This is a genomic window from Rhizobium sp. BK060 (assembly GCF_014193145.1).
Lineage (GTDB): Bacteria > Pseudomonadota > Alphaproteobacteria > Rhizobiales > Rhizobiaceae > Rhizobium.
This window is the reverse complement of the sequence record NZ_JACHYW010000031.1, coordinates 16,379-29,873: the sequence shown is the minus strand read 5'-3', so window position 1 is coordinate 29,873 and position 13,495 is coordinate 16,379. Positions and strand designations below refer to the sequence as shown.

The window sequence follows — 13,495 nt, the reverse complement described above, 5'->3', positions numbered from 1 at the left end:
AATGAATCATGCGCGATTTTCGCGACGCCAAACTCATGGCGAAAGCTCTGCGGCAGGCTCTGGCTACCCGCGACATAGACTTCACCCATAGTGAAACCCTGGAGATCGTTGCCCGGCAGTTCGGGTTCGATCAGTGGAATATCCTTTCGGCCAAGCTTGAAGAGCAGGAAGCGGCAACGCCCGCGATTGCCATTCAGCCGCCGATCCCGATTTTCCGCATCTTCGACGTCGACAAGGCGAAGGAGTTCTATTGCAGATTTCTCGGCTTCGCGCTGGATTGGGAGCACCCCTTCGGCGATCATTTCCCGCTCTACTGCCAGGTGTCGAGAAGCGGCATGATCCTGCATCTCAGCGAACATTCCGGCGACGCCAGCCCCGGCGCCCGCGCCTTCGTGCCCGTCACCGGTGTTCGTGTCTTGCAGTGCGAGCTCGCGGCCAAGCAATATCGCTACATGAAGCCCGGCCTGCAGGAGGCGCCCTGGGGCCTCGAAATGGAGGCAATCGACCCCTTCAATAACCGGCTCACGTTCTGCGAACGGATGTAATGTCGCCAGGTGGGAGGAGGTATCCCCTGCGGCCTTATTTCACACGAGCATCAAGGCGCGCACGAAGGCGATCGAGGCGAGGAGCGAAGCAATCGTCCTCACGTGGTTCCACCAGGTCCAATCCTTGAGGTAGGCCGTCCAGAGCGCGGTGGCCTCGGCGCCGCTGCCGCTGACTTCCGCCAGCGCGGCGTTCATCGGCACGTTGAAGACGATCGTGGAGAGGAACGATGCAAAGACGTAAAGCACTGCGCCGGAGAGCATCCAGACGCTGACGCCACCGCGCCAGTTGAAGAACGCGACGGCAGCGATCACGAGGCACAGGACCAGGGTCGGTACGAAAAGCAGCATGAAGGGCGAGCGCACGATCGTGACATTGATGGAGTTCATCGCCGCTATGCCCTGTTCGGTGGGAATGCGGGCGAACGACGTCATGATAAAGGTTGAGAAGGCAAAGAAGATGCCGGCAACAAGGCCGCTGCCGATCGCCGCAGCCGCCAAAGCGATACTGACAACAAGTGTCATTGTCATACCCTCCACGTTCCATTGGCAGCAGCATCGCGTGCATAGTCGCCGAAATCTTTGGCGGGGCGGCCGAGAATTTCCGCGACCCCATTCGCAACCTGCGAATTTCTGCCATCAAGCACCTGCGTGAAGAGCTCTTCGAGCAGGCCGATCATGTCTTTCGGCAGCCCAGCGGCAGCAAGTCCCTCCTTGAACTCTGCCATGGATATCTGCTGATAGGCGATATCCCTGCCGCATGCTTCAGCGATCTCGGCGACCGCCTCGCGGAAGGTTAGCGCGCGTGGACCGGTCAGTTCGTAGGTCTTGCCAACATGGCTGGCATCGGTTAGCGCCACAACGGCCGCGTCGGCAATGTCGTCGGTATCGATGAAGGGTTCCTTCACAGCACCCGCCGGAAGGGCCAGTTCGCCTGCAGCGACCTGCTCGGCAAAGGCGCCTTCGCTGAAATTCTGGCAGAACCATGATGCTCGCAGAATAGTGTAGTCGATGCCGGACGCCTTGAGCGCTTCCTCGGCGCGCTGCGCACCCTCTTCGCCGCGGCCCGACAACAGGACGATATGGCTAAGGCCGCAGTCGATCGCTGTGCGGGCGAGCGCACCAACCGCATCAGCGGCCCATGATACGGCAAGGTCAGGCTGGAAGCTCACATAGGCGCTCTTTGCGCCGGCGAGCGTCGCGGCCCAGTCTGCCCGCTTTTCCCAATCGAATGGAGGCGCGCTGGAACGCGAGGCAAAGCGGAAGGTGAGCCCTCGCTTCGCCAGCTGGTCTGCGATGCGGCCGCCTGTCTTGCCCGAGCCGCCGATGACGATGATTTCGGAATTCTGCATGGGACCACCTCCGGTTTAAATAAGAGAAAGTCTCTCATTTGCAAAATGAGATAAACTCTCTTATTTTATTCGTCAAGTGAAAAATGGAGAGTGGAATGGGCGAAGAGGTTGCCGCTAGGCGCAGAAGACAGCCGGAACCGACCGGCCAGCCGCGCCGGATTCCGCGGCAGAAGCGCGGCCGTGAGCGTTTCGAGAAGATCCTTTCCGTGGCGCTGGAACTGATCCAGAAGAATGGCAGCGATGCGCTGAGGATGAGTGAGATCGTTGAAAGGGCTGAGCTATCCTTCGGGGCGCTCTACCAGTATTTCCCGGACAAGAGTTCGATCATCCGCACACTTGCCGAACGCTTCAACCAACAGGGCAGGGCTTGCGTCGGGGCTGAGCTTGCAACGGCGACGGATGCCGCAACGCTGCGGCAGGCGCTCTGCAACATTGCCGGCCAGTACTACGGTTTTTTCCGGCAGGAGCCCGTGATGCGCGACATATGGGTCGCCACCCAGGCTGATCGGTTGCTGCAGGAGGTCGATGGCGAGGACATGGAGTTTCACGCTCAGGCGCTGTTTTCCGTTCTCGCAAAGCTGGAGCCGGAACGTGGCAAGAGCGAGCTTCTCGCCATTGCCAGGCTTACCATGCAGCTTCTGGCAGCGGCCGTTCGTTACGCGATTTCACTGGACGATGCGGACGGACGTGCCACGATTGCGCTTTATCAGCGGATGCTGCCCGCCGATATTGCACGACTATCGTAGGCGCTGGATCCACGCTTCTTTTTCTGGGCTCGCCTTGGTGCAATCGGCTCAGGCAGGCAGAAAGCTGCGCGCCGCGAAATAGCCTACGGCGCCGAGCACGACCGCCACCGCCGACGCTTCGCCGAGCGCCATCGCGTATTCCCGCCGCCCGGCCGTGAAGGCAAGCACCACCTTCGTCACCGTGTTAACCGCGACGGCGATCAGGATGACATCGGCCGCCGTCGTCACGTCGATCGTCGAGCCTACGAGGCGTACGGTGGAAAGCGTGATGGCATCAACATCGACGAGGCCGGAGATCGCCGCCACGACGAAGAGCGCGGATGGCCCGACATAGTCGATCGCCATCTTCGACACGAGGCTGATGAGACCGAGCAGCGCCGCAAAGGAGATGACGGTCTTGAGCTCGAAGGGGTTTTTCAGGTCGATCTCCGGCGCCTCGGTCGCAGTCTTGAAACGCCACACCGAGAACAGGCCGGCCGCCATGAAACCGATGATCGCCGGGACGAGCGCGGACGCGAGCGGCGCCAGCATGGTGAAGGAGAGGGCGCTGGCGATGACGAGGACGCGCGCATAGGAGAGGGCGCCGGCAATACCTGCGCCTGCCGCAAGGTGCCGTGCACCCTCGGGCGCTTCCGCCGAATAGCGGGCGAAAGACAGCGTCAAGGCGGTCGACGAGACAAGCCCGCCGGCAGCCCCCGCCAACAGAACGCCACGGCCGGTGCCCATCAATCGAATCGCCATGTAGCCGGCAAAAGACAGGGCCGCGATGGTGATCGTCAACAGCCACAGCGAGTAAGGATTGAGCGCGCCCCAGGGATCGAGCGCCTCGTCCGGCAGCAGTGGCAGTGCAATCACGGTCATCGCAAGCAGCAGCAAGGCGGAGCGGAGTTCAACCCACGTTAACCCTCTAAGAAAGCCGTGCAGGCTGTGGCGAGCCGCAAGAATTGCTGTCGTTGCGACGCCGCCGGCTGCCGCGGTAACGATGTCGCCGACGGCAGCCAGAACGCCGAGCCCGAACACCACAAGGGCGGCCACGACCGAGGTGATGCTGTAGTCTTCGTCCTCCTTCGTCTCCTGCCACTTGCCGGCGATGTAGATGAGACCCAGAAGCACCGCGATTGCTGCAGGCAGAAGGGGGCCGGTCATGGACTGAAGTGTTCCAGCTATTCCGCCGAGAAAGCCGGTGAGACCGAAGGTGCGGATACCCGCCGTCCTGCCGCCCGCGCGAACTTCGCGTTCCTGCCAGCCCCGCTCGACGCCGACGAGCAGGCCAATGGCAAGTGCGACGCCGAGGCGCTGGAAAACGTCGATATGGTCCATGGCATGACGATATCGCCGCCGCGCGGGCGCGCAAGCGCAAATATCTGAAAGAATTGATGCATTGCGCGCCGCCGTGCCCTCGAACGCGGTTTTCTCAGCATTTCTTGTGCGGCGGCGCGCGGGCATTGTTCGATCACCAGGGCGTTTTTGCCATCATTCTCGACATGGAACCGCTCGCTGTTCTGGAAAACTGACCCGCTTGCTGCTATTGGCCCATAAATTTGACCAAAGGAGAGAGCGATGATCCAGACGACATTCACCGACCGCGCAGTCATGGCGGAACTCGTTGCGAAGATGCTCTGGGAGATCAAGGCGGTGCACTTCAACGCTGCCCAGCCCTACAAGTTCGCCTCCGGTATGGCGAGCCCCGTCTACATCGATTGCCGCAAGCTTCTGTCCTTCCCGCGCGTCCGCTCGACCGTCATGGACTTTGCCACCAGCGTCGTGTTGCGCGAGGCCGGCTTCGAGCAGTTCGATTGCGTGGCCGGTGGTGAAACCGCTGGCATCCCCTTTGCCGCACTGCTCGCAGATCGCCTCAGCTTGCCGATGATCTATGTGCGCAAGCAGCCGAAGGGTCACGGTCGCAACGCGCAGATCGAAGGCAACATGCCGGAGGGCTCGCGCGTCCTCGTCATCGAGGACCTGACGACGGCCGGCGGCAGCATGTTCAAGTTCATCGATGCTGTCCGTGCCGCCGGTGGTGTGGTCGATCACGGTATCGCGCTCTTCTACTACGGCATTTTCGACGAAGGCGCCCTGCGCTTTGCCGACGGCAAGGTCAAGCTGCACTACATCGCCACCTGGCGCGATGTGCTGGCGGTCGCCAAGGCGCAGAAGCTGTTCGACGAGAAGACATTGAGCGAAGTGGAGGCCTTCCTTGATGCGCCCCTCGCCTGGTCGGGACGCAATGGGGGCATTTCATCACTTTGAATGAAGAATTGCGTCGCGGCGCTTTGCTTTTGCCACGAAATTATCTAATCGATTTGAACATCGATGGATCGTAATGCTGGAGGCCGGAATGATTTTGTGCTGTGGCGAAGCGCTGATTGACATGCTGCCGCGGGAGACAACTCTCGGCGAGAAGGGCTTTGCGCCGTACGCCGGGGGTGCGATCTTCAACACGGCGATCGCGCTCGGACGCCTCGGCATCCCAACGGCGTTCTTCACCGGCCTCGCCGACGACATGATGGGCGAGATCCTGCGCGATACGCTGAAGGCGAGCAATGTCGACTTCAGCCTCTGCGCCATCACCCCGCGCCCGTCGACTGTCGCGTTCGTCAAGTTGGTCAACGGCCAGGCGACCTATGCTTTCTACGATGAAGGCACGGCCGGCCGCATGATCACCATCGACGATCTGCCCGCACTTGGCGACGATTGCGAAGCATTGCATTTCGGCGCAATCAGCCTCATCCCCAGCCCCTGCGGCGAGACCTACGAGGCACTGCTGGACCGCGAGTGCGACAAGCGCGTCATTTCGCTGGATCCCAACATTCGCCCCGGCTTCATCAAGAACAAGCAAGCCCACATGGCGCGCATCAAGCGCATGGCGTCCAAGTCGGATATCGTGAAGTTCTCCGACGAGGACCTGGAGTGGTTCGGTCTCGAGGGCAGCCACGACGATCTCGCCGCCTACTGGCTGCAACAGGGCGTCAAGCTTGTCGTCATCACCAAGGGTGCGGAAGGGGCGTCCGGCTACACCAAGGAACGCAAGGTCACCGTGCCGAGCGAGCGCGTCACCGTCGTCGATACCGTTGGCGCGGGCGACACCTTCGATGCCGGCGTGCTCGCCTCGCTGAAGATCGACGACCTCCTGACCAAGGAAAAGGTTGCCTCGCTCAGCGAAAAGGCTCTGCAGAACGCCCTTTCGCTTGGCGCGAAGGCCGCCGCCGTCACGGTCTCGCGCGCCGGCGCCAATCCCCCATGGGCGAAAGAAATCGGCCTCTGAACTATAGGCGATCGAGAAAGGCGAGCACTTCGCGGCTGAAGTGCTCCGGCCGCTGTAGCGGTGCGAAATGGCTGACCTCTGGTAGGAGGATCAGCTCGGCGTCGGGAATGCTGCGTGCCAGATAATCGGCATGCTCACGCTTGATGAACTCGTCGTTCTCTCCAAGCACGACCGCGACCGGCACCTTGATGCCGGCGAGGTCGGCGGCCGTGTAGTTCGGCTCGCTGGCCATCATCTTCGACACGTCCGCCACGAAGCCATCGAAGGCATCGGGCGTGGCGGATAGCGCCTGATAGTCCTTACGATGGCGACTAAAGCAACGATCGATCACGGGTGTCGGCTTGAATTCAAGCGTGCCGCTGGGATCCATGTTGCAGGCGAAGAAAAACACACCGGAAACCCGCTCCGGCCGCTTATCGGCGAGGATCAGCGCCGTGCAGGCACCGTCGCTCCAGCCGACGAGGGCGGCTTTCGCGAGCGCCAGCCGATCCATCACCGCAAGCACGTCGTCTGCCATCTGGGCATAGTGAAAAGGACGTGCGTCGCGCGTGCTGCGGCCGTGTCCGCGACTGTCGATGACGACGACCTGTCGGTCGGCGGCAACAAGTGCTGGCACCTGATATCCCCAGTTCCCGGCATTGCCGAGTCCGCCATGCAGCAGGATGACAGCGGGGCCGGAGCCATAGCTCTCATACCAGATGCGAGCACCGTCGTTTTCGACGAAGCCAGCACGAGCTGCGGTGGGCAGCGGCGCGGCACCCTTCGCTTCGAATATTGCCAGCTCGTCGTCTGTTTCGATCATGCGTCTCTCCCATCGAACACTGCAGTAAAGACGAAGAAATGTAGCCCGGTTCGACTGCTTCAAACAAAAAAGCTCGCCCACATGACATGGGCGAGCTTTTGAATCGCTTTGTGCGAGCGCTTACTTGGCGAGCTTCGCCAGTGCAGAAACGAGCCCCTGCGTCGAGGAGTCGTGTCCGTCAGCGCTTTCCTTGCCTTCGACGACAGGCAGCAGGCCGGTCGCCAGTTCCTTGCCGAGCTCAACGCCCCACTGATCGAAGGAGTTGATGCGGAAGAGCACACCTTCAACAAAGACTCGGTGCTCATAGAGCGCGATCAGGCGACCCAGCGCATAGGGCGTCAGCTTGTCGTAGACGAAGGTGATCGACGGGCGATTGCCGGTGAAGACGCGGTGCGGCGCGATGAAATCGGCCTTTTTGTCGTCCATGCCCTTGTCGGTCAGCTGCTTCTTCGCCTCTTCGAAGGTGCGGCCCTTCATCAGGGCTTCGGACTGGGCGAGCACATTTGACATCAGAAGCTGGTGCTGGTGGCGCAGATTTGGCTCGAAGGCATTCGCCGCGATCATGAACTCGGCCGGGATGACGCTCGTGCCCTGGTGGATGAGCTGGTAGAAGGCGTGCTGGCCGTTGGTACCGGGCTCGCCCCAGACAACCGGACCGGAATTGCCTTCAACCGGCGTGCCGTCGATCGTCACACCCTTGCCGTTCGATTCCATGTCGAGCTGCTGCAGATAGGCCGGGAAGCGCGACAGGCGCTGGTCGTAGGGCAGGACCGCACGGGTCGGGTAGCCGAGTACATTGCGGTGATAGTAGCCGATCAGGCCGAGCAATATTGGCAGGTTCTGGGTGATCGGCGCCGTGCGGAAGTGGTTGTCGACGGCATGGGCGCCCTCGAGAAACTTGATGAAATTGTCCGGTCCGATCGCGATCATGATCGGCAGGCCGATCGCCGACCACAGGGAATAGCGACCGCCGACCCAATCCCAGAAGCCGAAGACGCGTTCGCTTTCGATGCCGAAGGCCGCGACCTTGTCGAGCGCAGTCGAAACGGCAGCGAAATGATGCTGAACGGCGGCCTCACCGAGCGCGTCGGCGATGAACTTGCGCGCCGTCTGTGCGTTCGTCATCGTCTCCACGGTGGTGAAGGTCTTGGAGGCGACGATGAAGAGCGTCGTCTCGGGCTGAACGAGCTTCAGCGTATCGGCGATATGGGCGCCGTCGATGTTGGAAACGAAATGCGCGCGCGGACCGTCGTGGAAAGGCGCCAGCGCCAGCGTCGCCATGACCGGGCCGAGGTCGGAGCCGCCGATGCCGATATTGATGACGTCGGTGATCGCCTTGCCAGTCGCGCCCTTCAGGCTGCCGGAGCGGATGCCGTCGGCAAACTTGCCCATGGCGGCAAGTACAGCGTTGACCTCAGGCATGACATCCTTGCCGTCGACCAGCACCGTCGTATTGGAGCGGTTGCGCAGAGCAGTGTGCAGGACTGCGCGGTTTTCGGTGAAGTTGATCGCCTTGCCGGCAAACATCTCGTCGCGCTTGGCTTCGACGCCGCTCGTTTCCGCGAGCTTGACCAGGAGAGCCAGGATCTTATCGTTCACGGCCGTCTTGGAATAGTCCATCAGCAGGTCGTCGAGCGACACGCTGAAGTGCGAGAAACGCTGCGGATCGGCGGCAAAGGCGGCGCGCAGATCGGTCGCTTTGGTGGCGGCCGCAGTGCTCTTCAATTGTTCGACGATGGCATTCATGGGAGGCTCCTTTGCAGGGCGAGAGGGTCGCGGAAACTATTCGCTTTGTAGGGCGCAAATCAAGTTCGGCGACCTGTCGAAACGCAAAAAAGCCATCCGAACAAACGGATGGCTCTCAATTTCACGCAACCGTCAAACTTAACCGCGCAGATCCTTGCGCAGGATTTTTCCGACCGGTGTCTTCGGCAATTCCGTGCGGAATTCTACGAAGCGCGGGCGCTTGTAATTGGTGAGATTCGCGGCGCAATGCGCCTTGACGTCCGCCTCCGTCAGCGCCGGATCCTTGCGCACCACAAAGAGTTTCACTGCCTCGCCGGAGTGCCCGTCGGCAATGCCGACCGCCGCGGCCTCGAGGATGCCCGGATGCATCGCTGCCACTTCCTCGATCTCGTTCGGATAGACGTTGAAGCCGGAGACGAGGATCATGTCCTTCTTGCGGTCTACGATCTTGGTGTAGCCGCGTGCATCCATGAAGCCCATGTCGCCGGTGCGGAAATAACCGTCCGGTGTCATCACGCGCGCCGTCTCCTCCGGCTTGTTCCAATAGCCAGCCATCACCTGAGGACCGCGTATGCAGATCTCGCCGATTTCGCCAAGCGGAAGCGAATTGCCGTCTTCGTCGCGAATGTCGAGCTCGGTCGATGGGATCGGCAGACCGATCGAGCCAGTAAACTCGGCCGAATCGAAGCGGTTTGCCGTTGCCACCGGCGACGTCTCGGAGAGGCCATAGCCTTCGGTGATATGGGAGCCGGTGATCTTCATCCACCGCTCCGCAACCGGCCGCTGTACCGCCATACCGCCGCCAAGCGACATCACCATGGAGGAGAAGTCGACCTTGGCGAAATCGGCGTTGTTCATCAAGGCGTTGAAGAGTGTGTTGAGGCCGGGGAATATGTGGACCTTGACCTTGCCGAACTCCTTGACGAGCGCCGGAATATCGCGCGGGTTGGCAACGAGGATGTTGTGCGCGCCGAGCGACATGCCCATCAGCGAATTCACCGTCAGCGCAAAGATGTGATAAAGCGGCAGGGCACAGAGAAAGTTCAGCACTTCTGGCCGCTGCTTCTTGTCGAAAGCCGATTGCAGCCAGAGTTCCAGCTGGAGCTTATTGGAGAGCAGGTTCTTGTGCGTTAGCACTGCGCCCTTGGCGATCCCCGTCGTGCCGCCCGTGTATTGCAGGAAGGCGATATCGTCGCCCTTGAGGTTTGCCGGTTTCGGCGCCTTGCCGGCGCCTTCGGCCAGAACCTGCTTGAAGGTTTTGTGCTGCGGGATGGACCAGGATGGAACGAGCTTCTTCACCTTGCGCACGAGTAGATTGACGATCAGACCCTTGGCGCCCAGCATTTCGCCGAGCGAGGTGACCACCACATGGCGCAGATCGGTTTTCACAAGTACCTGCTCCACGGTGCGGGCGAAATTCTCCAGCACGAAGATCGCCTTGGCGCCCGAGTCGCGCAGTTGGTGCTCCAACTCGCGCGGCGTGTACAGCGGATTGACGTTCACTGCCACAAGGCCAGCGCGCAGGATGCCGTAGACGGCGACGGGGTTCTGCAGCACATTCGGCATCATGACGGCGACGCGGTCGCCCTTTTCGAGGCCGAGGCCCTGAAGCCAGGCTGCGATCTTCCGCGTCTGGCTTTCAAGCTCGCCATAGGTCAGCGTCTTTCCCATGCTGGAGAAGGCGGTACGATTGGCGTAGCGCGCACAGGATTTTTCGAGCAGTTCCGCCAGCGATTCGTATTCCAAAGGCGGCAGCTCGGCCGGCACGCTGTCGGGATAGGTCGCAAGCCAGGGCTTTTGGGGATTCGCACCGCCTGGATGGACGGAAATGCTGTTCATCGTGTCTCTCTCCCTGTCGCCGCCGGCCGGTCCTACCGACAAAACCGATTGGACGATCCTCCATCTTCCAACACGGCAGCTTATGTCATCGCCTGAACGGTTCAAGCTGAGAATAGAGTTACACTAACCTTGACGTAAACGTCAATAACGCTGCGGGGCTGGTTGTTGTGACTAAAGGGAACCTCGAGTTCGGGCAGCGTCTTTCAACTGTGGACCAACCACGAGGAACGAAAAAGGAGGAGGTGCACGATGCTGCATCAGGACGCTGACACGGCCCGCCGTGACCCGAATGTAGAGGATACGCCAACGCTGATTGCGAGCGACCGCGTGGAAGGCACCAGAGTCTATGGCGCCGATGGCAAAGACATCGGCTCGATCGAACGGTTGATGCGAGCAGGATGGGCGCGTTGCCTACGCCGTGTTGAGCTTCGGTGGCTTCCTGGGCATCGGTCACGATCACTGTCCGCTGCCGTGGGAAAAGCTGACTTACGACACACAACTGGACGGCTACCGCATCGACCAGACGAAGGAAAAGATCGAAGGCGCGCCGAGCTATGCGGATGATGACCACACTTGGTACAAGGATAATGGCCGCGTTTATGACTACTACGGCGTGCCGCCCTACTGGATGCAACGTCGTCGGCGCGCGGTCTATCTATCGCGCGTATATCCGCTGCGCCAGAGCGCGCTTTATGGCGCTTGGCGTGGTAAAGCGACTTGGATGGGCGCCGTGCAGACGGGCCTTTTCAGTTTGTGGCAACGAGGTCGTTGGCCGAGCGCAGCACAGCGCCAATGGTGATATCGCTTGCCGAAAGCGCCGTTGCAGTCCGTAACCCGAATATGTGGCTTTGGCCCGGAAGTAGCGTTACCAGCATGGAATCGACGACGGCATCAGGATCGAGCCGATCTGACATCAAGCAGAGATCCTTCAGGAACGTCACAGCTGTTACTTTCACCTCATAGCCATCCGCGGAAGGGCTAACCTCGATCGATGCCTGCGGCGCCGGCAGCTTCAGGTCGACATCCTCGACGAAGTAGTGGAAGGCACGGCGGTCGAGCATCTGCACGACGATGAGCTCATCGTTTGCGTTGTCTGGCGTTGCGATGTCAGCCGGCAGCGGAAACTCCTTCGCTTCGAAGCGGTCGCAGAGCAGTCGCCAGAACTCGAATTCGGCCAGCACTGTTCCGTCAAGCCGCAGGCGCTTGCCTGAAATCTTCGCACGCCAGAAGAGGGTACGCTCGTTGACTGCCACCGCCGCCAGTCCGCTGCTGCGCGGCTGGATCGTCAGCAGCCTCGGATCGAATGCCTGTTGCATGGCATACCAGAGCGGCTTGCGGCGTCCGGCCGAATCGAGCGCCGCCCAGGAGGTGACCGGCCAGCAATCGTTGAACTGCCAGACGACGGCGCCTTTGCAGGCAGCGCGGTGTGAGCGCATGTGCTCGATCGCGAAGCGGATGGCGCGCGCCTGGTTGAGCTGTGTGGCGAAATGCCAGTCGTCCATGGTCCGCGGCACCGGCAGATGCCCGGCGAGGCCGCGGATCAGCTTGTCGTTGCCTTGCGTCGCCTTCTGATGGTGGAAAACGCCATTCGAGGTCGGTGTCAGCGGCGTATCGTGGACGCTTTCCTCGATCGTCGCCCAGTTGGGTGGTGCCTGCCAGCCGAACTCTGAGCAGAAGCGGGGGATGTAGTTGCGATAGACCTCGTAGCCGAGGTCATTCCAGACATCCCAGATATGCTTGCAGCCATGTTCATCGGCGTTCGGCTCGATCTCCATCGTCCCGGAGTAGGGGCTGCCTGGATAATACGGCCGATCCGGGTCCAGCTCAGCACAGAGTTTCGGCAGAACATCGAGATAGTAGCCGAGCCCCCAGCTCACTCCATCCTTGATGATCGGACGCCAACCCCACTCGTCGAAGCCCCAGATATTTTCGTTGTTGCCGTTCCAGACGATAAGCGACGGGTGCGGCATCAGGCGCATGACGTTGTCGCGCACCTCCGCTTCGACCTCACTGCGCAAGGGCTCTTCTTCGGGATAGGATGCGCAGGCAAACAGGAAGTCCTGCCAGACGAGCATCCCGGCGCGGTCGCAGGCTTCGTAGAACTCGTCGCGCTCGAATATGCCGCCGCCCCAGACACGCAGCAGATTGATGTTCCCTGCTTTGGCCTCCTCAATCCGGGAAGTATAGCGCTCTGCGGTCACCTGCGATGGGAAGCAGTCGTCCGGAATCCAGTTCGCGCCGCAGAGGAAAAGTGGGACGTCGTTGACAACGAAAGTAAATGCGGAGCCGTGTTCGTCGGGTGCGGTATCCAGCCTGACCGAGCGGAAGCCGATCTCTTTCGAATAGCTGTCAAGTAAGTCATTGCTTACGCTATCGCGCAGTTCAATCTGCAACGGGTAGAGCGGTTGTGCGCCGAGATGGTGTGGCCACCAGATCTGCGGGGCAGGGACAGTCAACCGAAACTCGATCTCATCTGCTCCCTCCGCGAACTCGGCGACATGGCTGATGCCGGCAATGCTAGCGACGATCTTCGCGCCCTCGCCGGCGTGGCGCTCGACACGTGCTCGCACCGTCACAAGCCCGTCGCGGCCGGCAAGCGTTGCCGAAACCCGCGTTTCTGCAAGCCGAGCCCGTTCCCAGCTTTCCAGCCGCACCAGCTTCCAGATCCCCGCGGTCACCAGCGTCGGTCCCCAGTCCCAACCGAAGTTGCAGGCCATCTTGCGCATCAGGTTGCCAGGGCCGGGATAGTTATTCGGCCGATAGCCGTAATGCGCCTCCATCTCGGCACCGTATGCGTATGCCGAGCGAAATGCCACGACGAGCTCGTTCGAGCCCTGCTTCAGTCGCTCCGAGACATCGAAGCGATAGGTGCGATGCATGTTGAAGGTTCGGCCGAGCTCCTCGCCGTTCAGGACAATCGTCGCGACGGTATCGAGGCCGTCGAACACCAGTTCGTGGATTTTTCCGGCGTCCGGTGACGCGTCTAAAGTGCAGCGATAGGTCCAGTCGTCCTTGCCGATCCAGTCGTTGGTGATCTCGTTGATGTCGAGATAGGGGTCGGGGATCAGCCGGGCGGCCAGAAGGTCGAGATGTACGCAACCGGGCACTTTTGCTGGAATCTCAGCCGGCAGGTCGCGTCGACCTGTAACGTTGCAGGAAAGAGTCCAGCCCCGGTTTAGTTCGGTCTTTTCGATCATGGGAAA

The 13,495-nt window shown here is 61.0% G+C and carries 11 protein-coding genes and 1 pseudogene; 5 read left to right on the top strand and 7 right to left on the bottom strand.

Annotated elements, in window-relative coordinates; all coding sequences use genetic code 11:
* Positions 1–8 precede the first annotated feature (8 nt).
* On the top strand, positions 9–545 hold the full coding sequence (locus tag FHT71_RS26075) for a glyoxalase superfamily protein (protein ID WP_183722706.1): 537 nt from the start codon (positions 9–11) through the stop codon (positions 543–545).
* A 39-nt stretch (positions 546–584) separates the two neighbouring features.
* On the opposite strand, the gene FHT71_RS26070 is transcribed toward FHT71_RS26075, so the two are convergent.
* A complete protein-coding gene (locus FHT71_RS26070; RefSeq protein WP_132593347.1) occupies positions 585–1,067 on the bottom strand; it encodes an anthrone oxygenase family protein in 483 nt (160 codons plus the stop codon).
* 2 nt (positions 1,068–1,069) lie between these two features.
* A complete protein-coding gene (locus FHT71_RS26065; protein WP_132593345.1) occupies positions 1,070–1,894 on the bottom strand; it encodes an NmrA family NAD(P)-binding protein in 825 nt (274 codons plus the stop codon).
* Positions 1,895–1,989: 95 nt separating this feature from the next.
* Here FHT71_RS26065 and FHT71_RS26060 point away from each other — a divergent pair, with 95 nt between their 5' ends.
* Positions 1,990–2,640: a TetR/AcrR family transcriptional regulator gene (locus FHT71_RS26060; RefSeq protein ID WP_183722704.1), complete on the top strand. Its 651-nt coding sequence runs from the start codon at positions 1,990–1,992 to the stop codon at positions 2,638–2,640.
* 48 nt (positions 2,641–2,688) lie between these two features.
* Here FHT71_RS26060 and FHT71_RS26055 read toward each other — a convergent pair whose 3' ends face one another.
* A complete protein-coding gene (locus FHT71_RS26055) occupies positions 2,689–3,960 on the bottom strand; it encodes an MgtC/SapB family protein (protein ID WP_132593341.1) in 1,272 nt (423 codons plus the stop codon).
* A 240-nt stretch (positions 3,961–4,200) separates the two neighbouring features.
* On the opposite strand from FHT71_RS26055, the gene FHT71_RS26050 reads away from it, so the two are divergent.
* Together FHT71_RS26050 and FHT71_RS26045 are read left to right on the top strand one after the other, a co-directional pair.
* Positions 4,201–4,890 (top strand): orotate phosphoribosyltransferase, encoded by a 690-nt coding sequence (locus FHT71_RS26050; protein WP_007801954.1) that lies wholly within the window; start codon positions 4,201–4,203, stop codon positions 4,888–4,890.
* Positions 4,891–4,978: 88 nt separating this feature from the next.
* Entirely contained in the window at positions 4,979–5,905 is a 927-nt protein-coding gene (locus FHT71_RS26045) for a carbohydrate kinase (protein ID WP_183722702.1), read from the top strand.
* Between the two features lies 1 nt (position 5,906).
* On the opposite strand, the gene FHT71_RS26040 is transcribed toward FHT71_RS26045, so the two are convergent.
* The 3 genes from FHT71_RS26040 to FHT71_RS26030 all read right to left on the bottom strand — a co-directional run bounded on the left by FHT71_RS26040 (position 5,907) and on the right by FHT71_RS26030 (position 10,292).
* Positions 5,907–6,707: an alpha/beta hydrolase gene (locus tag FHT71_RS26040; protein ID WP_132593337.1), complete on the bottom strand. Its 801-nt coding sequence runs from the start codon at positions 6,705–6,707 to the stop codon at positions 5,907–5,909.
* 120 nt (positions 6,708–6,827) lie between these two features.
* Positions 6,828–8,453 carry a glucose-6-phosphate isomerase gene (gene pgi, locus FHT71_RS26035; RefSeq protein ID WP_007801948.1) on the bottom strand — a complete coding sequence of 542 codons (1,626 nt, stop codon included), beginning with the start codon at positions 8,451–8,453 and terminating at the stop codon, positions 6,828–6,830.
* 138 nt (positions 8,454–8,591) lie between these two features.
* Complete coding sequence (locus FHT71_RS26030) at positions 8,592–10,292, bottom strand: long-chain fatty acid--CoA ligase (protein ID WP_183722700.1); 1,701 nt, start codon at positions 10,290–10,292, stop codon at positions 8,592–8,594.
* A 249-nt stretch (positions 10,293–10,541) separates the two neighbouring features.
* On the opposite strand from FHT71_RS26030, the pseudogene FHT71_RS26025 reads away from it, so the two are divergent.
* Positions 10,542–10,923 (top strand): annotated as a pseudogene (locus FHT71_RS26025) (PRC-barrel domain-containing protein); the annotation flags it as partial.
* Positions 10,924–11,038: 115 nt separating this feature from the next.
* Here FHT71_RS26025 and FHT71_RS26020 read toward each other — a convergent pair.
* Positions 11,039–13,489 carry a glycoside hydrolase family 2 protein gene (locus FHT71_RS26020; protein ID WP_132593333.1) on the bottom strand — a complete coding sequence of 817 codons (2,451 nt, stop codon included), beginning with the start codon at positions 13,487–13,489 and terminating at the stop codon, positions 11,039–11,041.
* Positions 13,490–13,495 lie beyond the last annotated feature (6 nt).

Coding starts and splice junctions, on each gene's coding strand:
- FHT71_RS26045 (WP_183722702.1), top strand. CDS start 4,979: ATGATTTTGTGCTGTGGCGAAGCGCTGATTGACATGCTGCCGCGGGAG.
- FHT71_RS26050 (WP_007801954.1), top strand. CDS start 4,201: ATGATCCAGACGACATTCACCGACCGCGCAGTCATGGCGGAACTCGTT.
- FHT71_RS26040 (WP_132593337.1), bottom strand. CDS start 6,707: ATGATCGAAACAGACGACGAGCTGGCAATATTCGAAGCGAAGGGTGCC.
- FHT71_RS26065 (WP_132593345.1), bottom strand. CDS start 1,894: ATGCAGAATTCCGAAATCATCGTCATCGGCGGCTCGGGCAAGACAGGC.
- FHT71_RS26075 (WP_183722706.1), top strand. CDS start 9: ATGCGCGATTTTCGCGACGCCAAACTCATGGCGAAAGCTCTGCGGCAG.
- FHT71_RS26055 (WP_132593341.1), bottom strand. CDS start 3,960: ATGGACCATATCGACGTTTTCCAGCGCCTCGGCGTCGCACTTGCCATT.
- FHT71_RS26070 (WP_132593347.1), bottom strand. CDS start 1,067: ATGACACTTGTTGTCAGTATCGCTTTGGCGGCTGCGGCGATCGGCAGC.
- pgi (WP_007801948.1), bottom strand. CDS start 8,453: ATGAATGCCATCGTCGAACAATTGAAGAGCACTGCGGCCGCCACCAAA.
- FHT71_RS26030 (WP_183722700.1), bottom strand. CDS start 10,292: ATGAACAGCATTTCCGTCCATCCAGGCGGTGCGAATCCCCAAAAGCCC.
- FHT71_RS26060 (WP_183722704.1), top strand. CDS start 1,990: ATGGGCGAAGAGGTTGCCGCTAGGCGCAGAAGACAGCCGGAACCGACC.
- FHT71_RS26020 (WP_132593333.1), bottom strand. CDS start 13,489: ATGATCGAAAAGACCGAACTAAACCGGGGCTGGACTCTTTCCTGCAAC.